This is a genomic window from Psychrobacter sanguinis, from assembly GCF_020736705.1.
Taxonomy (GTDB): Bacteria; Pseudomonadota; Gammaproteobacteria; order Pseudomonadales; family Moraxellaceae; genus Psychrobacter; species Psychrobacter sanguinis.
The window spans coordinates 2418260-2441850 of sequence record NZ_CP085990.1 but is presented as its reverse complement, the minus strand read 5'-3'; the positions used below and the strand labels follow the sequence as shown (position 1 = coordinate 2441850).

Here is a 23591-nt window from a genome sequence, read left to right as displayed (position 1 = left end):
GATTATGCGTCCTTAGCGGCTAGAGCACGCTCAATAATTTGTTTTAGTAACCGACGGGTTAAAGCAATTTTGAAGTCATTTTTACCATGTCCCTGCGCCTCTTTTAATAAGATATTAGCCGCTTTAACGATATCAGGCACACTGCCTTTGCTGCCTTCTAGACTGGCTTCGACTGCTTCATTGCGCCAAGGTTGAGAGCCAATACCGCCAAAGGCCAATCTTACAGTGGATAAGGTACCCTCAGCATCGACATCAATGACCGCCGCGCAAGATACCAATGCAAACGCATAAGAGGCACGATCTCGCACCTTATCGTAAGTGTGCATACCTTTAATCGGCGGTGGTAATACCACATGAGTGATTAACTCACCTGGCTCTAATACGGTCTCAATATGCGGTGTATCACCGGGCAGCTGATAAAAGTCTTTGATTTCGATGCTACGTGTAGTGCCATCTGCTTTTTGAGTTTCTAAAGTAGCATCTAACAGGCGCATTGCCACTGCCATGTCTGAAGGGTGCTGGGCGATACAATGTTCGCTGGTACCTAAGATGGCCAATTCACGATTTTCACCATCGATGGCAGGACAGCCAGTGCCTGGTTCACGTTTGTTACAGGCACTGTCCGTCTGATAAAAGTAAAAGCAGCGGGTACGTTGTAAGAAGTTACCACCGGTAGTGGCTTTATTACGCAGTTGACCTGATGCCCCTGCTAGGATAGCGCGTGACAACACGGGATAATTGGCTATAACGGTAGGATTTGCTGCCAAATCACTGTTGGTCACTAAGGCCCCTATACGTAGGCCACCTTCAGGAGTTGACTCAATCTGCTTTAATTCAAGCTGAGTGATATCGACCAATTTAATAGGTGTTTCAATTTCAAACTTCATTAGGTCAATTAAGTTAGTACCTCCACCAATAAAGGCAGCACCTTTTGAACTACCCTCAATACAAGCAGGCTTTAACTCATTGGCACGTATATATTGAAATCGTTTCATGAGTTTACTCCTGTTAATTGTGAGCGATTGGCAGTACTTGGGTTGGCGGTATTAGAATGTTGATCAGTTTTGGCAGGTGGGGATTTTAATTGAGCTTCACTAGGCGGTGGTGACCAGATACCGGTCACTGTTGAAGACAATGCGCCATTAGAAGAATCGACTTGAACCTCAGTCTGTAACAGCTGATTTTGTTGGATTTGTTTTTCAAGTACTTCGGTAATTGCTTTAATGATATTGGGATAAGCAGAGCAGCGGCAAATATTGCCACTCATACGCTCGGCTATCTCATGTGCCATTAATGCATTTGGCTGGGTTAAGTCCTCGGTAACATAGCTTGGCCAGTTTTGCTTCACCTCTTCAATTAAAGCAGTGGCTGAACAAATTTGACCAGGGGTGCAATAACCACACTGAAAGGCATCATTGTCTCGAAATGCTTTTTGCAAATCAGACAGGGTTTCAGGTAAACCAATACCTTCAATAGTGGTAATCTCATCCCCTTCATGCATTACAGCTAGGCTAAGACAAGAATTGACCCGTTGACCATTAATTAAAATAGTACAGGCACCACATTGCCCATGATCACAGCCCTTTTTGGGACCGGTAATCTTAAGATGATGGCGGCAAAGATCAAGTATGGTGGTTCGAGGATCAAGGTCTTCGAATTGATAGGGTTTATTATTGATATTGAGTGTTAGAGTTGTCATGCTGGCGTCCGCTGGCAAGTGAAGTTTGGGTAAAAATCTTATAAAAACAGTTTTTCCGCTTTGTTATCTATCCTAATGAAAAATCAAAAGTTTTTTTATTAGCTCGTGTTGTTAAACTGTGCTTTTTAGTAAACGAAATAACTATTTTGTTTTAGATGGCTTAATAAATGAGTCTGAACAAGCGCTAAACGTTTGTTAAATTTAGGGTAAATAAAAAACTCTGCATATAAGAAACTGAACACAAAAAACTCTGAACATAAAAAACGCTAAGCATCAAAACATTGGACATAAAAAAGACCCTCACCACCTTAAGTAGTGAAGGTCTTCTTTATAAAGCTGATTAGCTGATTAGTTTCTTAGATAGAAAGCTCTGTTTATGCTAGGTCAATAAGCCGCCGTCCACATTGATACAAGCGCCTGTGGTATAGCTTGAAGCATCAGATACCAAGTACAATACGGTGCCTGCCATCTCCGAAGGCTGTGCCACCCGCTTTAACGGTATCATTGCCAGTGCCATATTAAGCACTTTGTCATTTGAGGTGAGCGCTGAGGCAAACTTAGTATCAGTTAGTCCTGGCAGTAACGCATTGACTCGAATATTATCAGGGCCACACTCTTTGGCAAAAGCTTTGGTCATGCTGATGACTGCCGCTTTGGTAATAGAATATATACCTTGTTTATCGCCTGGACTTACCCCGTTGACTGAAGCGGTGTTTAAAATAACCCCACCGCCCTGCTCGCGCATCATCTTGCCAGCCGCTGTCGACATAAAGAAGTAACCCCGAATATTAACGTCAACAGTCTTATCAAACGCAGCCAAATCGGTGTCCAAGATATGACCATAATAAGGATTGGCAGCAGCATTGTTGACTAGGATATCAATACGACCAAACTCATTTTTGATATGCTCAAATATGGCCTCAATCTGAGACATTTCGCCGACATGACAGGCGTAAGCCGTGGCTTTTCCACCGTCTGCTACGATACTATCAGCCACTGCCTGACACGCATCTATTTTGCGACTAGAAACAATGACCTCTGCGCCATAAGCGGCCAGTAAACGGGCGATGGCTTCACCAATGCCACGACTGGCACCGGTTACCAGCGCCACTTTTCCAGTTAAATCAAAGAAGTCTTTCATAAAAAATTCCTTTTTAGTAGATAAATACACGTTACAGGCAAGATGCGGCATAGTTATGCCAACATACCCCCATCTAACGTTAAGCTATGACCATTCATGAAGGTGCTCTCATCACTGGCCAGCCAAGCAATCGCACTGGCAATCTCTTCAACCTTACCCAGTCGCCGCATAGGGCTGGCTTTCAGTAGAGCTTGTTGCTGCTTTTCACTCATATTAAGCATGCTGTTGCGTACCATAGGCGTATCGATAAAGCTTGGGCAGACAGCATTAAACCTTATATTGGCGCGGGCATACTCAATCGCTGCTGATTTGGTCAGGCCAATTACCGCATGCTTTGAGGCACTGTAAGCCGACAGCATAGGGGCTGAGCGTAGGCCGGCAATAGAGGCTACGTTAATCACTTGACCACCACCATTAGGGCTCAGGCAAGCAATAGCAGCGCGCATACAGTGCCAAACCCCTTTTACATTTACCGCCATGCAGCGATCAAAGTCGTCCTCTGTTAACTGGTGTAGCGGCGCTGGCGGATGATCAACCCCCGCATTATTGATGACCACATCAAGGCCTCCCAATTGCTTCACTGCATAAGCAAATAACGCTTCAACTTCAGCAGCTTGAGTGACGTCTACTTTCATAAAGCTTATCGTTTGGCCTGACGCCTGAGCTTGTTCTGCTAAAGCCTGGCCCAAATCCTCAGCCAAATCAGCAATCACTACTTTGGCACCGCGACTGGCCAATAGCCGTGCGCTGGCTGCGCCAATACCTGAAGCGCCGCCTGTAATTAAAATGCGTTTATTTAAAACGTTTGCGACGGTTTTGTTGGGTTCAAATTCCATTTTGATACTCAGCTTAGTTCGGTTTTTATATTAAAGATTATGAGATTAAGGGCTATTAAATTCAGGGTTATCCAATTGACAGATAATCGTTATACATCTAACAGATAGTTAATTTAAAGTGGCTAAAACCACTGTGGCTGCATATCGCTACACACTGAATTGTCAGCGGTTAATAGCTCGATATCACGTTGAATAAGCGGTAACTCCCAATCGATGAAGTATTTTGCCGCCTGTATTTTGCCGTGATAAAAGTTTTGTTTATCGCTATCTTCAGTAAGCGCCAATAGTTGCTCAGCCTTGCTGGCTTGACGAATCCAAATCCAGCTTATAACCATAGTGGCAAATACATTCATCAGCGCTTGAGCGTTGGCAGTCAAAGTGGCCGTCTGCGGTGTGGTTAGGGTTTGACCCACATGCTGCAATAGAGGTTGCAACTGTTCGATATAAACCATTAATTTTTTGGCAAGTTTGGCGGTTTGTGGAGTGGTAATAGCCGTGAGGTCTCGAGTGATTTCTTGCTGTAATACTTTTAACCCTAAACCCTGCTTTTGCCATAGTTTACGGAAGGTTAAGTCCAATGCTTGAATGCCATTGGTGCCTTCGTGAATGGGATTTAAACGGTTATCACGCCAAAACTGCTCAGCTTGATACTCTCTGGTATAGCCTGCACCGCCCAATACTTGAATGCCCAAATCATTGGCTTTAGGGCCATACTCTGACGGCCAAGCTTTTAATACTGGGGTCAATAAATCCAATAGCTCAGCCAACTCTTGCTTTTGGGTCTCATCGTCACAGGTATTAATGCGATCAATTAAGTTTGAGCCATACAAACACAAAGATATTCCACCTTCGCTATAGGCCTTTTGCGCCAATAGCATCCGCTTCACATCGCCATGCTCAATAATTGGGGCAGCATCATCTTCTGGGCTTAAATGTGGTGCGACACGTCCTTGTAACCGATCTTTGGCATAGGCTAGCGAATACTGATAGCCACGGTAGCCTATCATTGCCGCCCCAAAGCCTACCGCAATACGGGCTTCATTCATCATCTTAAACATGTAGCGAAGACCAAAGTCCTCTTCACCGATTAGATAGCCCACACACTCATTATTATCACCAAAGCTCAAAGCAGTCGAAGTGGTGCCACGATAGCCTAGTTTGTGAATCAAACCTGCTAAATGTACGTCATTACGCTCAGCAACTTGACCTTGCTCGTCCAGACGGTATTTGGGAACCACAAATAAGGAAATGCCTTTTACCCCTGCCGGCCCACCCGGAACTTTGGCCAGTACCAAATGCACAATATTGTCAGATAACTCATGATCGCCGCCTGAAATATAGATTTTACTGCCGCGAATACGATAAGTACCATCCTCTTGCTTAATAGCTGTGGTTCGAATATCTGCCAATGACGAGCCTGCATGAGGTTCAGTCAACGCCATAGTTCCGGTAAATTCGCCGGTTAACATGCGCGGGATAAATGCTTGTTTAATGGTGTCATCGGCAAAGTGAGTCAACACATTGATGGCCGCTGAGGTCAAAAAGGGATAGGCTGTGGTAGCTGGGTTTGCGGCCATAAAATAACCACTTAGCGCGGTCATTACGGTCTCTGGCAGCTGCATTCCGCCCTCTTCAAAGTTATAACGCCCGGCAATAAACCCCGATTCTCTAAAAGCGTCAAAGGCAACTTTCACCTCTTTTATCATACTGACTTTCTGGCCATCGAACTTAGGCTCATCTTTGTCAGCGGTTGTATTGTGAGGCAGAAATAAATCAGTGGCGATTTTCTTGGCGGTATCGATAGTGGCATCGAAGGTATCACGTGAATGCTCAGCGAACTTAGGGTGCTGACATAATTTTTCGGTGTCTAATACATCATAAAGCTGAAACGGTAATTCAAACTCATTAATCAGGATATCTGCGTCCATGCTACTTGCTCCATTAATTCTACTGGCTACTGATTTAGCCCATTGTTTAGATCGTTCATTCAAACTATTCATCTAGCGCTGTTGGTGATTAGCACTTAACGTTTAGCATTTAAGGCCGGTTATTCAATTAAGGCTAGTTATTCAATACTAGTCTAATTTTAGCAGCCACCCTATTGTCATTTATGACATAATTAAGGGCATAACTGACAAAACTCTTGCTTAACGTTGTTTATCACACCCGCAAGCATTCATCAGTATCCATTACAGCATTCAAAGGAATGAACATGCATAACAATCAACCATTTAACGTCATTATTGTCGGCTTCGATGGGGTGCTCGGTAGTGCGCTCACGGGCGCTTTAGACTTGTTTTCGTTTACCGGTGTTAGTTGGCAACGCTTTTTAGGACAGGCAATACAGCCGAGATTTAAAGTGCAGATTGCCAGTTTAAACGGTGCCAATATTCGCTGTAGCAATCGTTTAATCATGCAGGCACATTGTGATATCAAACAGGTAGCCGAGTGTGATTTACTGCTTATTCCCACCATTGGTGACTCAATTGATAAAGTGCTGGCAAGCAACCGTGAACTTATCAGCCACCTACAGCGTTTGGCCGATACCCAAACCGATATCGCCAGTAATTGTAGTGGTGCTTTTTTATTGGCTGAGGCAGGACTGTTACAAGGTAAGACCGCGACCACTCACTGGGGCTATGCCAGTAAGTTTAAGCAAGATTATCCTGAGGTAGATTTGCAGCCGAAGCAGTTCGTTACCCAGTCAGACAATATATTTTGTGCAGCAGGCGGCAGTGCTTTTTATGATTTAGCACTGTTACTGATAGAACGCTATTGTGGTCGAGAGGTTTCAGCACAGGTCGCCAAGACCCAAGTCATTGATAAAAAAATAGGCGACCAGAGTAGCTATACCAATGCTACCTTGCACAGCCCACATTCAGACCCTGTGGTAACTCGAATACAGCATTATATTGAACAGCATTACACTGAGTCATTACAGGTAAACGAACTGGCGGCTCTAGTTAATATTACACCACGAACCCTGAATAGACGTTTTCAAGCTTGTTTATCGATGCGCCCTATTGAATATATTCAGGCAGTGAGAATTGAGCAAGCGAAGCGGCTGCTTGAGTCGGCGGATGTCAGTATCAAAACATTGGCCTACCAAGTAGGCTATCATGACTTGTCATCATTCAGTCGCTTGTTTAAACGGGCTACCAATTTGACCCCCAAAGCTTATCAGCAGAAGTTTTCTCGGACTTTAATTTAAACGGGCTTTTCAATCTTAAGTAATAACCGCTTTTTATCCAATCCCCCTGTATAGCCGCCCAAACCGCCATCGCTGGCCACTACTCGATGACAAGGAATGATAATACTAAACGGGTTTTTGCCATTGGCATTAGCCACCGCGCGGTAGGCTGTCGGTTTATCGATATTTTGTGCTAACTGAGCATAGCTTATAGTTTCTCCATAAGGAATTTGTTGCAACGCTTTCCAGACACTTTGTTGAAACGGAGTCCCCAACGACAAATCTAAAGAAATATCGAACTGTTGTAACTCGCCAGCGTGATAACGCTCTAATTGAGTGATGGTGGTTAATAGCAAAGCCTCAACTGGACTTTCTTTGCTTAGGCTATTTTTATCTATAAACTGAAAATCCTCATTAACTAATCTGTGATATTTTTTTAATGGGTTCAGTGACTTTGATTCAGACCACTCTTGACCATCTGCTAGCCAATCTAAGCTGACCAACTTCGGCGTCTCGGAGGCCACAGCAGACGCAATAAGTAACAATCTGTACTGTGCAAACTGAGTGATGGTAACAATCATTATCAGGGTCCTCAAACAAAAAAATGGCACCTTATGATGCCATTTTTTTAAGATTAAAGCTTACTTTTTGAGATAGACATAAGCCTATTATTCATCGGTTTCAAACAATGCTGCCACAAACTGCTTCGGACTAAAGGCACGTAAGTCATCAATAGACTCGCCCACACCGATATAGCGGATTGGGATATCTGTGGTATTGGCAATATTAAACACTACACCACCTTTGGCAGTGCCATCAAGCTTGGTAATGGTGATACCGGTTAACGGAACAGCGTCATTGAAGATTTTAACCTGATTAATGGCATTTTGACCGGTACCCGCATCAAGTACAATCATACCTTCGTGCGGTGCTGTCGGATCTGATTTGCGCATGATACGCACTACTTTTTCAAGCTCGGCCATTAAGTGAGTTTTGTTCTGCAAGCGTCCCGCAGTATCAGCAATTAGGACATCGATATTTTTGGCCTTCGCTGACTGCATCGCATCAAATACTACTGAGGCACTATCGGCACCATGACCTTGAGCCACTACTGGAATATTATTGCGCTCACCCCAGATCTGAAGCTGTTCAGTGGCGGCGGCACGGAAGGTATCACCGGCTGCTAACATCACTGATTTACCTTCGGCTTGTAAGCGTTTTGCCAGTTTACCAATGGTAGTGGTTTTACCCACACCGTTTACGCCAACCACCAAAATAACGAAAGGCTTCTTCGAGGTATCGATAATCAGGGGCGCTACTTTGGGCTCCAAAATCTCAACCAACTCTTTTTGCAAGGCTTTATACAAAGAGTGTGAGTAAATCAAATCACCACGTGCGGTTTGCTCAGTCAGACTCTTGATAATCTTATCTGTGGCTTCTACCCCAATATCGGCGACCAATAGCTGATCTTCGACTTCCTCTAGCAGCTCATCATCGATCTCTTTACCACCGATTAAGATGTTAGCCACACCTTCGGCTAAGTTCTTACGTGACTTAGTGAGGCCCGACTTCATACGTGAGAACCAACCGCCCCGTTTTTTATCTTCTTCAGCCTGTTGAGCTTTCTGGGCGCTGGTCTGGGTCAATGGCTGTGTATCTGCAGTGGTTTGCTGTACTGCGGGTGCTACCGGCTTTGGCTCAACTGGTTTTGACTCAGGCGGTAACGTTGATGCAGGAGTCACCTCTCGTTGCTGCTCTACACGTGGCGTCTCAATAATAGGGATATCTTCTGCACTGGGCAGGTCCGGCAGTGTGATGTCGTCATCATCTAGCTCATCTAAGCTACCATCTAGGTCAATGATGATGCGAGTCGGATTATTTGAATTGTTCATGGGCCTCTCTTTTTATAAGGGTTTTTATAGGGGATTAAGTGGTTTAATAAACGATTATTTGGTAAATGTTATTATTGTTGCCTAGTTTACCATAATTGCCTCAAACCTTGATAAATCCCCTTACTAAGGCTACTAAAATCAAAAATTTAACTTTTTTCCACTTTTTTGCAGAAAAAATTTGACAGATATTGATATATGTATATAATACGCTCCTACATTCAGACGATATATAACGTTTGATTTGTGCAGGAAGTTAAGCCTTTAGAATTTGCGGTATATGCAAATTCTCTTGCGCAATTAATAATATTTATTTTAATTGTGATAGGTATTATAGCTTTTAGCCAAGCACAGCTTGGCTCTTGCGAAGCTAAAAACGTCTCCCAGACGTTTTCTTAACGCTTCTCAGGGTGATTAGCTCAGTTGGTAGAGCGTCTGCCTTACACGCAGAATGTCGGCGGTTCGAATCCGTCATCACCCACCACTTATTTTAGAGAGTGGTTAAATATTCTAAAGCGACCTAAGCAGCGGTAGTTCAGTTGGTTAGAATACCGGCCTGTCACGCCGGGGGTCGCGGGTTCGAGTCCCGTCCGCTGCGCCATATTTTAAAACTGGTTTTTAAAACAAAGTTTCAGCCTCAAGTATTAATTTACTTGAGGTTTTTTTATGTCTGTTAATTTTTAAACTACCCTCTTTTCTCTCCTACTTATATAGCCCTATTTCTTTATTGATATTTTAGCCTTCTCTATCCTCTTATCAATTTTATTAAAGCAAATACTCATAAAAAAACAGTAATGCTCTTTATTATTTTCTGCTTATACCTTAATTAACCTACGGTTAACCATACCATACTGATTGGCAAGTCTTTTAGATTAATGCAGTGGTAGGTGGCTAATTGCGGTATCAGTGAGCATAAACAGTGTGTATTATCCAGAAAGTGACTGTTGACGTTGCTTATGATGTTTGACCATATATTTACCGAGTAGTGGCAGGCAGAACGCAGGGAGTTGAAAAGCACCCAATAACGGTAAAAATAGGGCACCCATAAACGGAACAGTGATAGTGTAAGCCAATAATACATTGCGCCCGCCACACACTATCGCTGCGACAATGGCATTTTCATAGCCAAAACGTCGATATACAAAATAAGCGCTGAAATAAAAGAACAACGCTAACACAGAGCTGAGCATTAGTAGGGAAAACGCCTGCCATGGATTGTGATCAAATGTCTCACGAAACCCAGCCATTAACCCCAGTGGAAATAGCAGCAGCAGTAAAATATTAAACTGCCCAATCTTGGGATAATAGCGAGACAAAACAGCAGGGGCAATGAAGTGGCGTGCCAGCACCGCAAGTACCATGGGCATAATGATATAAACCACCAAGCGTTGGACATAAGTAACCAGATCTAAATGAGCGTTTTTATCGCCCAATAACCACAATACGCCCAATAAGGTGCAAGGCATAACCAGCGTAGCCGCAATCGTTTTTGCCATGGCCAGCTGGGCATCAAAGCCCACGGCATTGACCAGTGCCCCACTCCCAAACAAAGGCGCAGTGGCACCAAGCCCCGCAATCGCCAACAGTAAGTCGCCACGGACACCGAGTGCATAACTGATTAATACTAAAATTAGGCTCATGCCCGCACTTTGTAGCACTGCAAAGCTCCAGACATATCGTGTCGCAATACGCTTTAACAGTGCATATTGATCAATCCCCAATAAGGTAAAAAACATTAGAAAAAACAGCACTTCAGGTAAATAGGCCAATACTTCATTGGATAAGTCTGGAAAAATAAAGCCCACAACGGCGCAAAGTGGCATAATTAACGTACTATGACGCGCTATAAAACGAAGCATGGCCTTTCCTAAAACTTAATTTAAACTAACGCTTATTTAGACTCATAACTATGTTGTGCAAAGCAAAAAGCCATAGTGTCTAAACAATCCCTATTTTTCAGACCCTACGTTATACAATGATTCTGCATAAGTTACAAATATAATAGTATTTGCTAGTTTATTTTTATTAAGCAGCGAAAGCCGATGACATTCATCAGATTTGGGAACAGCTTGTTTTTATCAATTAAACGCTTTAAGCACAATTTGCTTTAACAAGAATCACAGTAACAAAGGAAATTGATAAAGATTGGCATAGATGAAGGCACCGATTAAGACACTAATAGCACTGAGCCAAACCAAACGTAGCTGAGAAGCAGACCACTGTATTTGCCAGTTGATTTTGCCTTTGGCTCTGAGCCATTCCGTCACACTAATCGCCGCCGTTAACCATAATGCACCGACCAAATAGCCGCCCATTACATCACTTAGATAATGTTCATTTAAGACAATTCTACTCAGGCCTACCAAGACACAAAGAAAGACCGTGGTCACCAATATCCGTACTTGCCTGCCAAAATCTCGACTAAAACGAATGGCCATATAAGCAATAAACCCATATAGGGCTACCGTAACCGTCGCGTGTCCACTTGGAAAGGAGAAAGTTGACTCGTGCAGTAGAATATCTACGGGTCGATCTCGATGAAATAACAGCTTGCTCAAATAGGTAAAGGCAGAGCTACCGATCACTGATATCAAAAAACCAATCAATAGATAGTGTTGGCGAATGGCAAAGCATACGATACCCGTCAGTAACACGACTAACAGAGTAAGCGGTGTGGAGGCAAAACTGGTAACGACGATAAAGAAATTGACCACCGCCGAGTCACTCAGCACACTCATTTGCTGCGACACAAAGTGGTCCATGGCCACGATTGAATCCGAGGTGACCACATCTTCAACGAGCCCAACAAACAAAGCCAAAATATAGCCCATGACCAACAACAACACAGTCAAAGGCAGACCATAAAAGTGCTCTACATGAAGCCTTTGTGATAAAAAGTGATAGACTTTAGGGTAACGGGTCTTAAATTGAAGCCGTCGTTTGTCTACCTCAAAACGCTGTTTAAACCTTCCCCAGTACTCCATTTCCTGAGCCAGTAATTGTTTACCATAACGAATAATGAGGTACTGCACGCTCCACAAAACAATAACCACCAATAAAAGCAGACTGCCTAAGGTGAACAACTGCTGATGGGTTTCAATTAAATTAATCATACGAAAGGTTCTTTTTCTGGCACGTTTTGGTGGGAATATAAATTTTAGGCTGATTGTCGCAGATTAAGTAACCACAGTCGATATCCTATTAACACGAAGACTAAACTCTGACTTAACGCATAGAATACTAAAAGGGGTAAAGCTTGATTGTCTGACCCCACCGCAAACAAATGGATACTGACCAACATATAGGCCATAAACGTTAAGAAATGCAGCAAGCGCCAGACCGATTGACCCAAATAAGATTTAACATAAAAACTCATGGCACAGATAAACAACAACCAAAAGCCAATCTGACCTAAGCCAACCCCTATGGTATCTGTCTGAAAACCAAAAGGTACCAATACTTGCCCAATACTTAAATTAAGGTAGCCGTCTCCCAACAAAATCAGCGCGTGAAAACCTGCAAAGCCAATAGCGACAAGGCTGGTAAATTGATGCAACACAAAGAGTCGGCTTGCTGTGAAATATCGGCCCAGTTGGGAGCTTAGCCTGGTGCTTAATAGCAACCCAAAAACCATAGTTAACCAAAATAGCGTATAGGCAATAAAGCCACTAGCACGCGACAAATACCAAGCGTGTTTATCAGTTTGCGACAGTAAGTCTGCCACTTGTGGCCCCCAATTTAATAGAAAAAATACCCCAAGGCCCATCCCTATTATTATGATTAACAGCCCGCCGATGGCTTTTAGAGCTTTAGTGACAAAAAACTTACCACTGTTTAACAGCTTGTTATGCAGGCTCAGATGAGATAGAGACTGTGACTTAAGATGATTGGCCATGCTGACCCTCCTAATAATAATCTTGAGGCTAAAAATCTTATAGCCTTGTGTTTGTGTTTATGAAGTAGCAATCATGGTCGAGGTCATTTTATGTGAGGTGACGACTTGATAACTTGTGTCTACAATCAAACCTGCTAAGTTATTTCGGTTTAACCATGATATCGCCTCAGACGCTCCCACTAATACACAGTACTTTGCCCATACCTCCGCCTCAAGCGTATTATCAGCGATAACCGTGGCACTTAGCACATCGCTAATGGCTGATTGTTGAGTCTGAGGATTAATAAGATGATGCCGCCACTGGTCATGACACTTCCAGCGCCGATAATCTTGTCCAGAAGTCGCGATACCGCCCTTATCCAATGCCACAACTGCTAAATCAATGCCTAACGCTTGATACTCACTAAGCTTCTCATCTTCTGTGTTAAGCGCATTTGGTCTAGCAATAGCCACTCCCCAATTGGGTGACTTGTTATTAATTAACTGACTATTAGTTGACTGACTATTAACTAACTGACTACTTGATAATGTACTGCCATTATCTGTACTAGGTACACCAATAGCGATATCTCCACCCATATCGACCAAACAAGGCATTTGCCACGGATGCTGTGAGCTGATTTTCTCAGCCAACTTAGTCGCTGCCCACCCTTTAACATAGCCATTTAAATCTAAGCTCATCCCCCTCTGCAGCTTTAACTGATGACTGCCATCAGCCAATACACGAAATTCGATATCTCTAGCATGTTGAAAATGCTCAACTGAGAGAGACTGATCACTTACTAAGACATTCGTTAGCGTTTCAAAGGATTGAGAATAGCCAAGGTCACACAGTGCCTGCAATAAAGTTGGGGTTACCAGCCCTTGAGTTTTATCAATGAAAGATACAGCCAGCTTTAATACCTCAAATAACTCAGCGCTCACTGTAAACCACTGACTTTCTGGCTCACAACATTGAGTAAATCGATTTAAGCGCATCAACTCACTACTGTCCTTAAAGCGACTAAATATCTGTTCCCAATGGGACAAGGTGTGCTCAATATCTTGCTTAAGCTGTATTAATTGCTGCTCAATCTGCACCTCTGAATGAGAGGATTTAATAGCCGTCATGTCTAAATGCACTTGGATATAACACCCCATTGCTTTAAGAGCCAGTGTTTCAATAAATAAAGGCGGCTGATTCATAGCTGACTCCCGTTTTTTGATTTTTTCTATTTAAAATGCTCATTTGTTAGTGAGACGATTAGGTTTTCAGCAAGACGATTGGGTTTTTAGCGAGAAGATTGGGTTCGCGCGACCACTCGAACAGGCGCACTAGGTACTGGGGCCGCCTCATTAACTTGACGTAATTGACTGATATCGATGTTCTGGTTTGACGCGTTGTTAGTCAGACTCTCGCCAGCAGTAGTGGTCATGCTCACCGTCATCGGCTTGGCCATTTCCTCGTCCCAATTAGCCAAATTAGTATCGGGTACAACATTAGTATCGGTTACCACTTGATCAAAGCTTACAGTGCTTTGATCCGTTACTTGGGCAGAGTTTGTCTCTTGATTTAATAGCATCAGCCAGCCGCCCATCGTACCGATAATGGACAGCATCAAAATTGCGGTCTTAACCCCAAGATAAGACTCCGCTTTTTTTGCTGATTGCTTTGTCGCTCTCTTTATTGGTTTGTTGCCAACCGTTTTAGCAAGTCTAGGTGTATTAGTCATCGTAACTCTCCTCATCATGATCTCTGTTCGCATATTCTGATTTCTTATGATGACGATTATCTGCCACCATCAGTAGAGCGCGCTCTTCATCGTGCTCATCGCGATGCGCTTTGCGTCTGTCCTCTTTATGCTTGTCTTTGTGCTTTCTTTCATGATGCTCTTCATCTTCATGATGTTCCGCTTCGTCGTCTTCCCTTTCATACTGTTTGCCATTAACCACAGTAGTGGCAGGAGGATTCAACAGTTGAGCAGACCAAGCATCAACGTAGACTGGCCCGCTACTGAGAGGCACTTCATAGGCAGCAGACCCGTTGTAATTGACCAATTCAATAGGCGCTTGTAAGTTATCATTGGGTAGATATTGTGAAGCTACCGCCATCGCTTGCTGCGCGGTTATGGTAGTGGCCGCGCTGGTAGGCACAATATTGGTTTGAGAGGTTGCTAAATTTGCTGGCTGATCCGTATTACCTGGGCTATCTGGGCTATTAACGCTATCGAAACCATTGACGCGATTGATAAGGTTTTCAGCAGTGTCTTTAGCGTTTAAGCTAGATTCTGGTAGGCTCAGAGCAATGATGCCGCCAAAGAAGATCATTGAGGCGGTGCCTAGTAGGATTAATAAAGGCTTTAGTAAAGGTTTTAACACAGGGGTGCTCATGACAAATACTCCAATTCGTTGTTGATTGGAAGTATCTTATGTCATGAAAATTAACTGAAACTTAAGAGAAAATAAATTTAGTAAACAATAACGCCAGACTAAAATACTAGCAGGCACGGTTCAGTGATTACTCTGAGCGCCGTTGATTAGAAGGCTACGATTGTTATTTAAAACTTACGGATATTTTGAACTTACACAGATTATGAACTGAGGGACTTAACGCTCAGCTTACTTGAAGCTGAGTTTGCTTAAGGTTGGACTTTTTTAAAATTAGATCTATTTACAATTGGGTTTGCTTGGCAGCTCTTTAGCCTAACTTCGCTTAGCTTAGCTTATTTAGCCTACTTAGCTCATTAGGACTATTTAGCCTCAGGTAAGCTGACAGTCACCACAAATCCAGTTTCTGGTAGAGGCCGATTTCCAAACTTGAGCTGTAATCCGTGAAGCTCTGCAATCTGATGAACGATAGACAGTCCTAGGCCACTACCCCGCTGGTTTTGTCCAGCTGGGCGATAGAAGCGTTCGCTTAATCTGTGTAGCTGATCAGCAGGCGCGCCAGGTCCATTATCGATAACGGTAATGGACCGTGGGCTTAATTTCAGTTCAACCACACTGCCCTCAGGACTATAGCGAATCGCATTATCTATTAGATTACGCAGCAGTAATTTGAATAAGGTAGGATTGATCTCAATGGGTAGGATATCAGCCGCATTATCCCCGTCAATTGAGCGCTTTAATTGAATGTTCTTCTCTCTGGCTTGACGGTTGCTATAAGACAACACCTCGTTGGTCAGACTTAACCAGTCTACTTGCTGTAACTCTGATTTTGGTAGCTGCTGCTGTGGGGCAAGTTTGGCCAGGGCTAGCAGTTGCTCTACTAAGTGATTTGCTCTATCGATACCCTCGCTAATGCGCTGGGTATGATAAAGCAGATCATCATCGAGCGTCGCCTCATTGGCTTGTGATATTTGCTGTTGCATTAATTTTTGTTGTAGCAGGTCTATTTGTAATTTGAGTGCGGTTAAAGGACTGCGAAGCTCATGTGAGGCATCGGCTGTAAAGCGTTGTTCACGCTCTAAGGTATCGGCCACTTTGACAAATAGCGCATTTAGAGCAGTGACCAACGGCTGAATTTCCTTAGGCACTTCAGCGTCAATAGGACTGGCATCTTGCGGTAGGTGGGTGCTTAACGTCTCACTAATCTTAGTTAAGGGCGCAAAACCGCGTCGAACCGACCAGATCACCAATCCTATAAACGCCAATAATCCAAGCGACATTGGCAAAATTTGCAACATTAAAGTATTAACAATCATCTCTCGACGTACTTTGAGGTTTTGACCGACGGCAATCACTCGGCCATCGTGCTGACTAAAGTTATCATCGTGAATATAAAACAATCGCCACCGCCGACTAAAAGGGTTCAAACGTCGATAGGCTCTGTTTTTTCGCTCCAAAAATCCCTGTTGATCGGCTATAAAAGCAAAAGATTCACCGTTTTCATCCGCCATCAGCAATCGACCTTTGCTATCCCAAATCGCAAATCCCATATAGTCATCTTTTGCGTCACCTAAATTACCTAACAGCTCGCTCTGCTTTAATTTATAGATCCTAGCATTGTGATGGTCATCCTCATAGTCAGCGTCATCTTTATCCTTCTCGGAACCCTCTTGTTTGTCATGGTCATCACTCTTTGACTTATATTTCTTATTTTCTTGTTTCTTTTTCTCGTAGTCCCCTTCAAGGTCCTCATCACTGGCGATACTTACCAAATAGCGTGCCACTTGAGTAATCTGAGTGTCATTAATTTCACTGATTTCATGCCAAAAACGCCAAGCCACAAAGCTTGACGTTAATAGCCACAACAGTGGCAAGCCGATTAATAATGAGGTTAACAGTCGTTGCTGAATACTTTTCATATAGGGATTCTAGGCTAGCGCTATCAGTCGATAAATTTGGCTCAATAAATACAACTCAATAAAGCTTAATAAATATAGCTCAATAAATAAAAGACAACTTACTGAGCAGGACTGTGCTGATAGCTAGGATTTAAATAATAGCCAATGCCGCGCTTGGTCAAGATAAAATCATTGCCCAGTTTTTTACGCAAATGATGAATATGAACCTCGATAGCATTACTCTCAATATCTTGTTGCCAACCATAGAGTTTGTCCTCTAAGCTGGCCCGATTATGAATCTTTTGTGGCTGAGTCATCATTTGCTCCAATATGGCCACCTCTTTTGTGGTCAAGTCAATCGACTGTCCTTGATAAGTCACTTGCTGACTGTGAGGATAATAGACCAACTCTCCAAAGCGAATTTCAGGATAGATTCGACCTTGACTGCGGCGCATTAATGCTTGTAGCCTCGCAATTACCTCATCGAGCGCAAACGGTTTGACCAGATAATCATCTGCACCAGCATTAAGTCCGGCCACCCTATTAGCAATGGCATCACGAGCCGTAATAATCAACACCGGCGTATCTATCTTCTTGTCACGCCAGCTCTTTAAGACCGACATCCCATCACCATTTGGCAACGTCAAGTCTAACAACACAGCATCAAACATCGACTCTTGCAGCGCCAATTCTCCCAGCTTTGCATCACTGAACCAGTCCACCATTATGCCATGGTTTTTGAGGCCTAAGATTAAGCCTTCTGCAATAGTGCTGTCGTCTTCTATTAATAATACCCGTGCCATAAGAGTCCTTATTCTAGCCACTTTCTTTAAACTAGATAACACCTAACGATAAATACAATTTTAACTTTATTCAGTTTTATTAACTGTTTTATTACCAGTAACCATGGATTTGACAAGGTTTTGCTTTTGTAGACGGCTCATAACGATGGCCGATATCACATGCAGTGGCACTAACACATATAAGCTATTTGCCAATACTTCATGAATGCCTTCAAACAAATCTTTGTTTCCTAGTACTCGTGATTCCATCAAATAACCGGACAATCCTAGACCGATGATAGCACCCCAAAGGGCAAACATCATCAGTGCCCCTAAGGGATTATGACCCAAATGCTCAGTTTTAACACTTTGATTATTAAGATGTTGGGCTTTAAGCTCATTTAGATGGTTTTTAACTAGTGTGGGTGTCGGAAAGAAGTCGCTGAAACGGGCATATTTAGTGCCTACCAGTCCCCATAAAAGGCGTATTACTACCAACGCCACTACTGTATAACCGACATACTGGTGAATATCGCTACCATCTTCGGTAAAGGCTAAGTTGGCAATGACACCGGCGGCAACTGCCCAGTGAGTAAACCTGACTAAAATGTCCCAGACCTTCACTTGTAATGGTTGCTTAGAAGCAATAACGGATTCAGAGGCTGAAAAATTAGAGTTAGCGAGATTTTTTAGGTCATTTTTGCTAGATTCTTGGTTCATGATGAGAGATTCCTTAAGCTTACTACAGTATAAATAGCGTCTAGTAAGTCAGCGTGCGGATGCCTCTCTATAGTTAATGAAGCATCCACCGTGACTGTGTCATGAGCGTATTACAACAGATGAAACTTAAGACAATCTTAGGAAAGTCATTATCGATTGATAATAATAGATAAGCGGAATCATAGATAATTGCGTTTCAATAAACTACTTACACCCCTTCAAATTTAAAGTCATCAGCCTTTATGATACTTATAAGGTTGGTAATTTGACTGCGTGTCGCCTGTAGGTACTTTTCGCGTTTATCAGGTGCTACCAAATATATCGAACGTTTTTCTTTTTGGGGTTTGTGAAACTGACTCATAAAAGGCTCATCATCGGCATTATGGGTCAGCAACGTAAAGCTATGCACGGGCTCATTAAAATGGTCATTGTACTCGTACATGCCGGCGATGGTAAATGGCTCCCCGTTGGTCTGATAAATCCGTTGCCATTCGTTATTATCGCTATCGCCACTAGGATAATATGGCTCCATAAAGGCACTCATGGGTACTAAGCAAAACTGATTGTGAGTGTAGGCAGGTTTGAAGGTCTTTTTATCTTCTATCGACTCAAGTCGCGCATTGTAAGTGGCATAATCCACTGGATTACTCGCCCATTTGGGGCTAAGCCCAAAATGACCCTTGACCACTTTCACCCCATCTACGGTAGGAATCAAAATAGGACAGAAGTCTTTGGGATAAACCCGCTTTTTATAGTTGAAATCCAGCTCTAGCTGCTGATTAACGATAGATTCTATTTGCTTGGGGCTGGCAGGTTCGAAGTTTGAGCACATTTTTATTCCTTTTTTAAACATTATTGTTGAGGGTCGAAAGGCTATTTAGTAGTTTATTCGACAGTTATTTAATAATATTCACCGGTTACAATATTAAAAGAATTTTAGTCACTGTTTTAAATAAAGAACCGATATGCGATAAAGTATAAAAAAACTTTACATCACCTTAACGGTTTCTTAACGCGAAACCCTCTATTATCAAATCATTAAAGCCTTTTGGTGTTTTTCCAATAAAGTATTAAAAAATTGACTGTTCAATTCTTAATGCCGGCATTTATAAGATATAGGACGATTCTAATTTAACTAAGGATAAAATCATGAAAGCTTTATTAATTACCTCTGTGATCGCTGGCACGATGGCTTTTTCGGGTTGTACTACTTTAAAAAACGTAGCTGGCGAAGACTCATCAGGCACGCATGATGTTCACGCTATGCAAAACAACTCAGCACCTGTGACTAAGATGAATGGCGTATTGGTTGATTCGACCAACCATATGACGCTTTATACTTATGATAAAGACGAACCAAATAAATCAAATTGTGGCAAGGCATGTCTTGTTGCTTGGCCTGCATTTTTGGCACCTAAAGCCTCAACCACAAACGGTAAATTTACTACCATTAAACGTGATGATGGAAAATATCAGTGGGCAATGAATGGCAAACCTTTATATTTCTATGCCAATGATACTAAGCCAGGCGATAAAAATGGTGACGGTAAATTTGGTACTTGGGATGTGGTTAAAGCCCAGTAATCATCTTCTGAGATAATAACTTAGCTCGTATCCCATTCGTTATTAGTTCAGATCGGTTTTACTCTAACGCTCGGACAAACTTAAAGTTGTCTGAGCGTTGTGCTATTTAGCGTTTATAATTTATATTTTAATCATCATATCTAGGTATTCCCTACCTCACAATAGATGTTTATAGTAATATCATTTTATTGAAAGCAGCCTGTGTTTATTGAAAGTAGAGCATGCGTTTGAAGGTTAATATAAATAAGAAAGCGATTTTGTGAGATAGATAATATTATGGGCCATCCAAATCACTTGAGTCCCTTAACTGCTCCTTCTGCCGACTTTCAAATAGATTTCCTAAGAAATCTTCAATGGCTATTAGAATCTAGTTCTTATAACACCACTTATAAGTTTGCACTAATTATTGCCTTATCTAACTTATCTATTGAATCCGGTATTAGTGACCAAAGAAGTTTGACACTCTCGTATGAGCAGATAGCCGAACAATTCATCGCTTTGTACTGGCGTCAAACCATGCCATTTTCAGCAGAAGATTCAAGTTCAGTACTCAGTCAAACTGTTAATAGAGGTCAAATCAAAGTCATTAATAGTATTCTTGAACTTCAAAAAAATTCCTCCTCAAGCTTATTAAAAGCCCAAAAAGTTAATCCTAAAGCATGGAATAGAGCAATCAATCAAATTGTTAGAATCCTTAAAGACAATCCTATAGAAAGATTGCAATTAGCCGATCAGAAGATTGAACGTGATTTTTTATACAATTTTGATAATGACTTGGTAACCCTTAAACCAGGTATTACCTACTGCTTCTCAAGATTTAATCAAATCGTACTCAAACTTTGCCAACAGTATTGGGCAGACTTTGTGCGTAACAACCGTAATAACAAAGACTTATTTAGTGATGATATTGATTTACAAGGATTTTTATTTGACCAGCCTCGACAGAATCTGGGAGCGTTGGTGCCAATTCTGTACGACATTCAACAAGGACAGTGTTTTTATTGTCATAAGCTACTTAAGAATCACCAACAAGTCGATCATTTTATTCCTTGGTCAAAATACCCGATAGATACTACTCATAACTTTGTATTGGCAGATAACAAATGTAATAACAATAAGCGCGATTACCTAGCAGAAGAACGCTTTTATGAACAGTGGCTGTCTAGAAATCAAAGGTATGGTGGTCAAATTGCCAACGAAACTAAATCAATGGGCTTCATTAGTAATCAATAACGCTCTGAAACTATTAGTAGTTGGGCTTATCAGATAGCCATCGAACACAATGACTTAGTATGGACACCTAACTCGAAGATTAAGCTTCGTCCTATTGACCCTAGTTTATTACCTAGATTGAGGGCTTAAAAATATTATTCCACGTTACCCTCTCTATCTGAACCTCTCCATTTGAGCTTACTTATCTGAATTTACTGGAAAACTTATAAATACCCTAAAGAGTCACTAATAATTGATAAATATTCATTAAAAATCTTTGAAAATTTAATAATAGTATTAGATAATTATTAATAGGACGTTTATAAATCAGAGCTTAAGGATAATAACCAATGAAACCTATGAAGACAGCCACCACTCTAGCGCTTGCCCTAAGTTGCTTTGCTTTTGCTACTACCGCTTCTGCCAAATTACAATCATTTCACGATGACACTTCCTGTGGCTTCAAAAATGAAAAAGGCCAGATCGTTGTTCCTGCCAAATATGATCATTGTGGAGATATTTCAGATGGTATGGCTTACGTGGGTAAGTCAGCCAATAACCCTGATGAAGATCAGTACTACACGGGTTATATCAATGAAGTGGGAAAATTAGTTATCCCCGTTAAGCTTGATACTGAAATGCAGTATCCCAGTATTATGTACCGAGACTTCCATGAAGGTGTTGCTGCCGTCTATAAAGATGGCGTAAAAGGGGCTGAGGGTAAATATGGCTATATGAATAAGTCTGGCAAACTGGTTATCCCCTATCAATATGAACAAGCTGGAGATTTTAACAAAGGTCGTGCTGTTGCATGCAAAAACGACAAATGTGGCGTGATAGATAAGTCTGGAAAAGCAGTGGTTCCCTTCAAATTTGCTTCGTTAGACGACTATTCTGATGGTCTGGCTAAATACAGTACGGAGCCTTGGGGACAAGGAAAGTCAGGATTTATAGATACCAATGGCAAGATTGTGATCAATGCAAAATGGGATGCAGCCATGCCATTCTCTCAAGGATTGGCTGCAGTACGTGTCGGTGATTATGAGAATGGAAAATGGGGTATTATAAATAAGACCGGTAACGTTATCGTTGCCCCTACTTATGATCATGCCTATATAGAGCCTGAAGGTGATGCAATGGAAGTAGATGGCGGGACTTATGAGAATGGCACTATTGACCTATATAACGTAGCCAAAAATAGTGGCTCTATAACTCGCTATACCCTTAACACCCAAGGAAAAGTGGTCAAAAAGAAAGTGTTTTCAGATTGGTATGAAATTCAAAAAGAGCGTCATCCTGAGTATTATGAGTAATTTCTTATAGGCACCTTGTGCTTGAAGCTGGTAATAAACTAGCTTCAATCGTTTTTCAATTTGTTTGGAAAGCTTTTAATCCGATGTAAAATAACAAAATCTTTCATTTCTGAATAAATAATTCGAAAATAAATTTGACAGAATAAAATTAATGTATATAATACGCTCCTACATTCAGACGATATATATAACTGTTCTGAATAGCTAAGGGTGATTAGCTCAGTTGGTAGAGCGTCTGCCTTACACGCAGAATGTCGGCGGTTCGAATCCGTCATCACCCACCACTCATTTTAGAGAGTGGTTAAATATTCTAAAGCGACCTAAGCAGCGGTAGTTCAGTTGGTTAGAATACCGGCCTGTCACGCCGGGGGTCGCGGGTTCGAGTCCCGTCCGCTGCGCCATATTTTAAAACTTAGTTTGCTTATATCATTAAGCGCACAGTTTCAGCCTCAAGCATTAATTTACTTGAGGTTTTTTTGTGTTTATTGGTTTCATACTTACCTCTTCTCATCCCCTGATTTATATAGTTTCGTTACACTATAGTGAAAGAACTTATAAACTGTTACAAAGCCAAAGAAAATAAAAGAACAAAGTATCGATACACTGCAGACGCCAGTCTTTACGTTTACGCTTGATCCAAGCCCAGGCTTTTTCGATGGGATTTAAATCTGGGCTATAAGGTGGTAGCCATAAAATACAGTGTCCTGCATCATTAATAAGCTCTTGAATATCAAGTCTTTTATGAAAGGTGGCGTTGTCCATAACAACAACGCTGTTCTTAGGGAGGTTTGGCAGTAGCAATTGTGTCACCCAGCTATAGAAGACGTCGGCATTGACATTACACTCATAAAGGCCAATAGCGAATAGTTGATTATTGTGAATAGCACCGATAGCATTGGTTTGATTCTTTAGTTGCCAGTTATAACTGCCAAAGCACGGTTTGCCTTTATAGGAATAGCCGTGTGGTCGGTTCTCATGAGACTTAAAACCACTTTCGTCTAAATAAATAATAGCTCTATCGCTTTCTTTAAACTCAGACAGTTGTTCAAGAAACAGACGCCTTAG

At 42.0% G+C, this 23591-nt stretch carries 22 protein-coding genes and 4 tRNA genes; 8 read left to right on the top strand and 18 right to left on the bottom strand.

Translation table 11 applies throughout. The features are described 5' to 3' along the window. Positions 1–2: 2 nt before the first annotated feature. The 5 genes from LK453_RS10375 to LK453_RS10355 all read right to left on the bottom strand — a co-directional run bounded on the left by LK453_RS10375 (position 3) and on the right by LK453_RS10355 (position 5604). Positions 3–995: an FAD binding domain-containing protein gene (locus tag LK453_RS10375; RefSeq protein ID WP_007394972.1), complete on the bottom strand. Its 993-nt coding sequence runs from the start codon at positions 993–995 to the stop codon at positions 3–5. Next, positions 992–1699 carry a 2Fe-2S iron-sulfur cluster-binding protein gene (locus LK453_RS10370; RefSeq protein WP_201536637.1) on the bottom strand — a complete coding sequence of 236 codons (708 nt, stop codon included), beginning with the start codon at positions 1697–1699 and terminating at the stop codon, positions 992–994. Before LK453_RS10370 ends, LK453_RS10375 begins: the two co-directional genes overlap by 4 nt. A gap of 379 nt (positions 1700–2078) precedes the next feature. Then, positions 2079–2840, bottom strand: coding sequence for an SDR family oxidoreductase (locus tag LK453_RS10365; RefSeq protein WP_201541648.1), 762 nt, complete (start codon positions 2838–2840; stop codon positions 2079–2081). A 53-nt stretch (positions 2841–2893) separates the two neighbouring features. Further along, positions 2894–3676, bottom strand: a complete 783-nt coding sequence (locus LK453_RS10360; protein ID WP_201541650.1) for an SDR family NAD(P)-dependent oxidoreductase — start codon at positions 3674–3676, stop codon at positions 2894–2896. 122 nt (positions 3677–3798) lie between these two features. Then, complete coding sequence (locus LK453_RS10355; RefSeq protein WP_201536642.1) at positions 3799–5604, bottom strand: acyl-CoA dehydrogenase; 1806 nt, start codon at positions 5602–5604, stop codon at positions 3799–3801. 284 nt (positions 5605–5888) lie between these two features. Between LK453_RS10355 and LK453_RS10350 the strand changes: the two genes are divergently transcribed. Beyond that, the gene (locus LK453_RS10350) at positions 5889–6887 is read left to right on the top strand and encodes a GlxA family transcriptional regulator (protein ID WP_201536645.1); all 999 of its coding nucleotides are present in this window, start codon (positions 5889–5891) and stop codon (positions 6885–6887) included. Here LK453_RS10350 and LK453_RS10345 read toward each other — a convergent pair. Both LK453_RS10345 and ftsY read right to left on the bottom strand, forming a co-directional pair. Next, the gene (locus tag LK453_RS10345) at positions 6884–7447 is read right to left on the bottom strand and encodes a methylated-DNA--[protein]-cysteine S-methyltransferase (protein ID WP_201536648.1); all 564 of its coding nucleotides are present in this window, start codon (positions 7445–7447) and stop codon (positions 6884–6886) included. The genes LK453_RS10350 and LK453_RS10345 overlap by 4 nt on opposite strands. Positions 7448–7534: 87 nt before the next feature. After that, positions 7535–8758: a signal recognition particle-docking protein FtsY gene (gene ftsY, locus LK453_RS10340; RefSeq protein WP_007394979.1), complete on the bottom strand. Its 1224-nt coding sequence runs from the start codon at positions 8756–8758 to the stop codon at positions 7535–7537. A 405-nt stretch (positions 8759–9163) separates the two neighbouring features. On the opposite strand from ftsY, the gene LK453_RS10335 reads away from it, so the two are divergent. Continuing rightward, positions 9164–9239: transfer RNA gene (locus LK453_RS10335), tRNA-Val, on the top strand. A 40-nt stretch (positions 9240–9279) separates the two neighbouring features. After that, positions 9280–9356: transfer RNA gene (locus LK453_RS10330), tRNA-Asp, on the top strand. Positions 9357–9681: 325 nt separating this feature from the next. On the opposite strand, the gene LK453_RS10325 is transcribed toward LK453_RS10330, so the two are convergent. The 10 genes from LK453_RS10325 to LK453_RS10280 all read right to left on the bottom strand — a co-directional run bounded on the left by LK453_RS10325 (position 9682) and on the right by LK453_RS10280 (position 19249). Continuing rightward, complete coding sequence (locus LK453_RS10325; RefSeq protein WP_201536651.1) at positions 9682–10614, bottom strand: lantibiotic ABC transporter permease; 933 nt, start codon at positions 10612–10614, stop codon at positions 9682–9684. Positions 10615–10872: 258 nt separating this feature from the next. Then, complete coding sequence (locus LK453_RS10320; protein ID WP_201536654.1) at positions 10873–11868, bottom strand: phosphatase PAP2 family protein; 996 nt, start codon at positions 11866–11868, stop codon at positions 10873–10875. Between the two features lie 44 nt (positions 11869–11912). Then, on the bottom strand, positions 11913–12650 hold the full coding sequence (locus tag LK453_RS10315; RefSeq protein ID WP_227674375.1) for a ferric reductase-like protein: 738 nt from the start codon (positions 12648–12650) through the stop codon (positions 11913–11915). A gap of 57 nt (positions 12651–12707) precedes the next feature. Further along, on the bottom strand, positions 12708–13835 hold the full coding sequence (locus LK453_RS10310; RefSeq protein ID WP_201536669.1) for an FAD:protein FMN transferase: 1128 nt from the start codon (positions 13833–13835) through the stop codon (positions 12708–12710). A gap of 86 nt (positions 13836–13921) precedes the next feature. After that, positions 13922–14362, bottom strand: coding sequence for a hypothetical protein (locus LK453_RS10305; RefSeq protein WP_007394995.1), 441 nt, complete (start codon positions 14360–14362; stop codon positions 13922–13924). Further along, entirely contained in the window at positions 14355–15020 is a 666-nt protein-coding gene (locus tag LK453_RS10300; RefSeq protein WP_007394996.1) for a hypothetical protein, read from the bottom strand. The genes LK453_RS10305 and LK453_RS10300 overlap by 8 nt, the downstream gene beginning before the upstream one ends. 359 nt (positions 15021–15379) lie before the next feature. Then, entirely contained in the window at positions 15380–16936 is a 1557-nt protein-coding gene (locus LK453_RS10295) for an ATP-binding protein (RefSeq protein WP_201536672.1), read from the bottom strand. Positions 16937–17034: 98 nt separating this feature from the next. Then, complete coding sequence (locus tag LK453_RS10290) at positions 17035–17718, bottom strand: response regulator (RefSeq protein WP_007394998.1); 684 nt, start codon at positions 17716–17718, stop codon at positions 17035–17037. Between the two features lie 66 nt (positions 17719–17784). Continuing rightward, the gene (locus LK453_RS10285) at positions 17785–18417 is read right to left on the bottom strand and encodes a cytochrome b/b6 domain-containing protein (protein ID WP_201536675.1); all 633 of its coding nucleotides are present in this window, start codon (positions 18415–18417) and stop codon (positions 17785–17787) included. A 208-nt stretch (positions 18418–18625) separates the two neighbouring features. Beyond that, entirely contained in the window at positions 18626–19249 is a 624-nt protein-coding gene (locus LK453_RS10280; protein ID WP_052628384.1) for an SOS response-associated peptidase family protein, read from the bottom strand. A 317-nt stretch (positions 19250–19566) separates the two neighbouring features. On the opposite strand from LK453_RS10280, the gene LK453_RS10275 reads away from it, so the two are divergent. The 5 genes from LK453_RS10275 (at position 19567) to LK453_RS10255 (ending at position 22927) form a co-directional block, all read left to right on the top strand. Next, on the top strand, positions 19567–20001 hold the full coding sequence (locus LK453_RS10275) for a COG4315 family predicted lipoprotein (RefSeq protein WP_007395002.1): 435 nt from the start codon (positions 19567–19569) through the stop codon (positions 19999–20001). Between the two features lie 276 nt (positions 20002–20277). Next, positions 20278–21234, top strand: a complete 957-nt coding sequence (locus LK453_RS10270) for an HNH endonuclease (protein ID WP_007395003.1) — start codon at positions 20278–20280, stop codon at positions 21232–21234. Positions 21235–21572: 338 nt separating this feature from the next. Then, positions 21573–22526 carry a WG repeat-containing protein gene (locus LK453_RS10265; RefSeq protein ID WP_227945152.1) on the top strand — a complete coding sequence of 318 codons (954 nt, stop codon included), beginning with the start codon at positions 21573–21575 and terminating at the stop codon, positions 22524–22526. A gap of 208 nt (positions 22527–22734) precedes the next feature. Further along, positions 22735–22810 (top strand) — tRNA-Val (locus LK453_RS10260). Positions 22811–22850: 40 nt separating this feature from the next. Beyond that, positions 22851–22927: transfer RNA gene (locus tag LK453_RS10255), tRNA-Asp, on the top strand. Positions 22928–23078: 151 nt separating this feature from the next. Here LK453_RS10255 and LK453_RS10250 read toward each other — a convergent pair. Then, positions 23079–23582, bottom strand: a complete 504-nt coding sequence (locus tag LK453_RS10250; RefSeq protein ID WP_227945205.1) for an IS630 family transposase — start codon at positions 23580–23582, stop codon at positions 23079–23081. Positions 23583–23591: the final 9 nt, after the last annotated feature.

What these genes read in the sequence shown, in the direction of transcription:
- LK453_RS10285 (WP_201536675.1), bottom strand. Translation starts at nt 18,417, where the DNA reads ATGAACCAAGAATCTAGCAAAAATGACCTAAAAAATCTCGCTAACTCT.
- LK453_RS10370 (WP_201536637.1), bottom strand. Translation starts at nt 1,699, where the DNA reads ATGACAACTCTAACACTCAATATCAATAATAAACCCTATCAATTCGAA.
- LK453_RS10275 (WP_007395002.1), top strand. Translation starts at nt 19,567, where the DNA reads ATGAAAGCTTTATTAATTACCTCTGTGATCGCTGGCACGATGGCTTTT.
- LK453_RS10320 (WP_201536654.1), bottom strand. Translation starts at nt 11,868, where the DNA reads ATGATTAATTTAATTGAAACCCATCAGCAGTTGTTCACCTTAGGCAGT.
- LK453_RS10315 (WP_227674375.1), bottom strand. Translation starts at nt 12,650, where the DNA reads ATGGCCAATCATCTTAAGTCACAGTCTCTATCTCATCTGAGCCTGCAT.
- ftsY (WP_007394979.1), bottom strand. Translation starts at nt 8,758, where the DNA reads ATGAACAATTCAAATAATCCGACTCGCATCATCATTGACCTAGATGGT.
- LK453_RS10305 (WP_007394995.1), bottom strand. Translation starts at nt 14,362, where the DNA reads ATGACTAATACACCTAGACTTGCTAAAACGGTTGGCAACAAACCAATA.
- LK453_RS10310 (WP_201536669.1), bottom strand. Translation starts at nt 13,835, where the DNA reads ATGAATCAGCCGCCTTTATTTATTGAAACACTGGCTCTTAAAGCAATG.
- LK453_RS10355 (WP_201536642.1), bottom strand. Translation starts at nt 5,604, where the DNA reads ATGGACGCAGATATCCTGATTAATGAGTTTGAATTACCGTTTCAGCTT.
- LK453_RS10290 (WP_007394998.1), bottom strand. Translation starts at nt 17,718, where the DNA reads ATGGCACGGGTATTATTAATAGAAGACGACAGCACTATTGCAGAAGGC.
- LK453_RS10350 (WP_201536645.1), top strand. Translation starts at nt 5,889, where the DNA reads ATGCATAACAATCAACCATTTAACGTCATTATTGTCGGCTTCGATGGG.
- LK453_RS10360 (WP_201541650.1), bottom strand. Translation starts at nt 3,676, where the DNA reads ATGGAATTTGAACCCAACAAAACCGTCGCAAACGTTTTAAATAAACGC.
- LK453_RS10375 (WP_007394972.1), bottom strand. Translation starts at nt 995, where the DNA reads ATGAAACGATTTCAATATATACGTGCCAATGAGTTAAAGCCTGCTTGT.
- LK453_RS10270 (WP_007395003.1), top strand. Translation starts at nt 20,278, where the DNA reads ATGGGCCATCCAAATCACTTGAGTCCCTTAACTGCTCCTTCTGCCGAC.
- LK453_RS10265 (WP_227945152.1), top strand. Translation starts at nt 21,573, where the DNA reads ATGAAGACAGCCACCACTCTAGCGCTTGCCCTAAGTTGCTTTGCTTTT.
- LK453_RS10365 (WP_201541648.1), bottom strand. Translation starts at nt 2,840, where the DNA reads ATGAAAGACTTCTTTGATTTAACTGGAAAAGTGGCGCTGGTAACCGGT.
- LK453_RS10325 (WP_201536651.1), bottom strand. Translation starts at nt 10,614, where the DNA reads ATGCTTCGTTTTATAGCGCGTCATAGTACGTTAATTATGCCACTTTGC.
- LK453_RS10300 (WP_007394996.1), bottom strand. Translation starts at nt 15,020, where the DNA reads ATGAGCACCCCTGTGTTAAAACCTTTACTAAAGCCTTTATTAATCCTA.
- LK453_RS10345 (WP_201536648.1), bottom strand. Translation starts at nt 7,447, where the DNA reads ATGATTGTTACCATCACTCAGTTTGCACAGTACAGATTGTTACTTATT.
- LK453_RS10280 (WP_052628384.1), bottom strand. Translation starts at nt 19,249, where the DNA reads ATGTGCTCAAACTTCGAACCTGCCAGCCCCAAGCAAATAGAATCTATC.
- LK453_RS10295 (WP_201536672.1), bottom strand. Translation starts at nt 16,936, where the DNA reads ATGAAAAGTATTCAGCAACGACTGTTAACCTCATTATTAATCGGCTTG.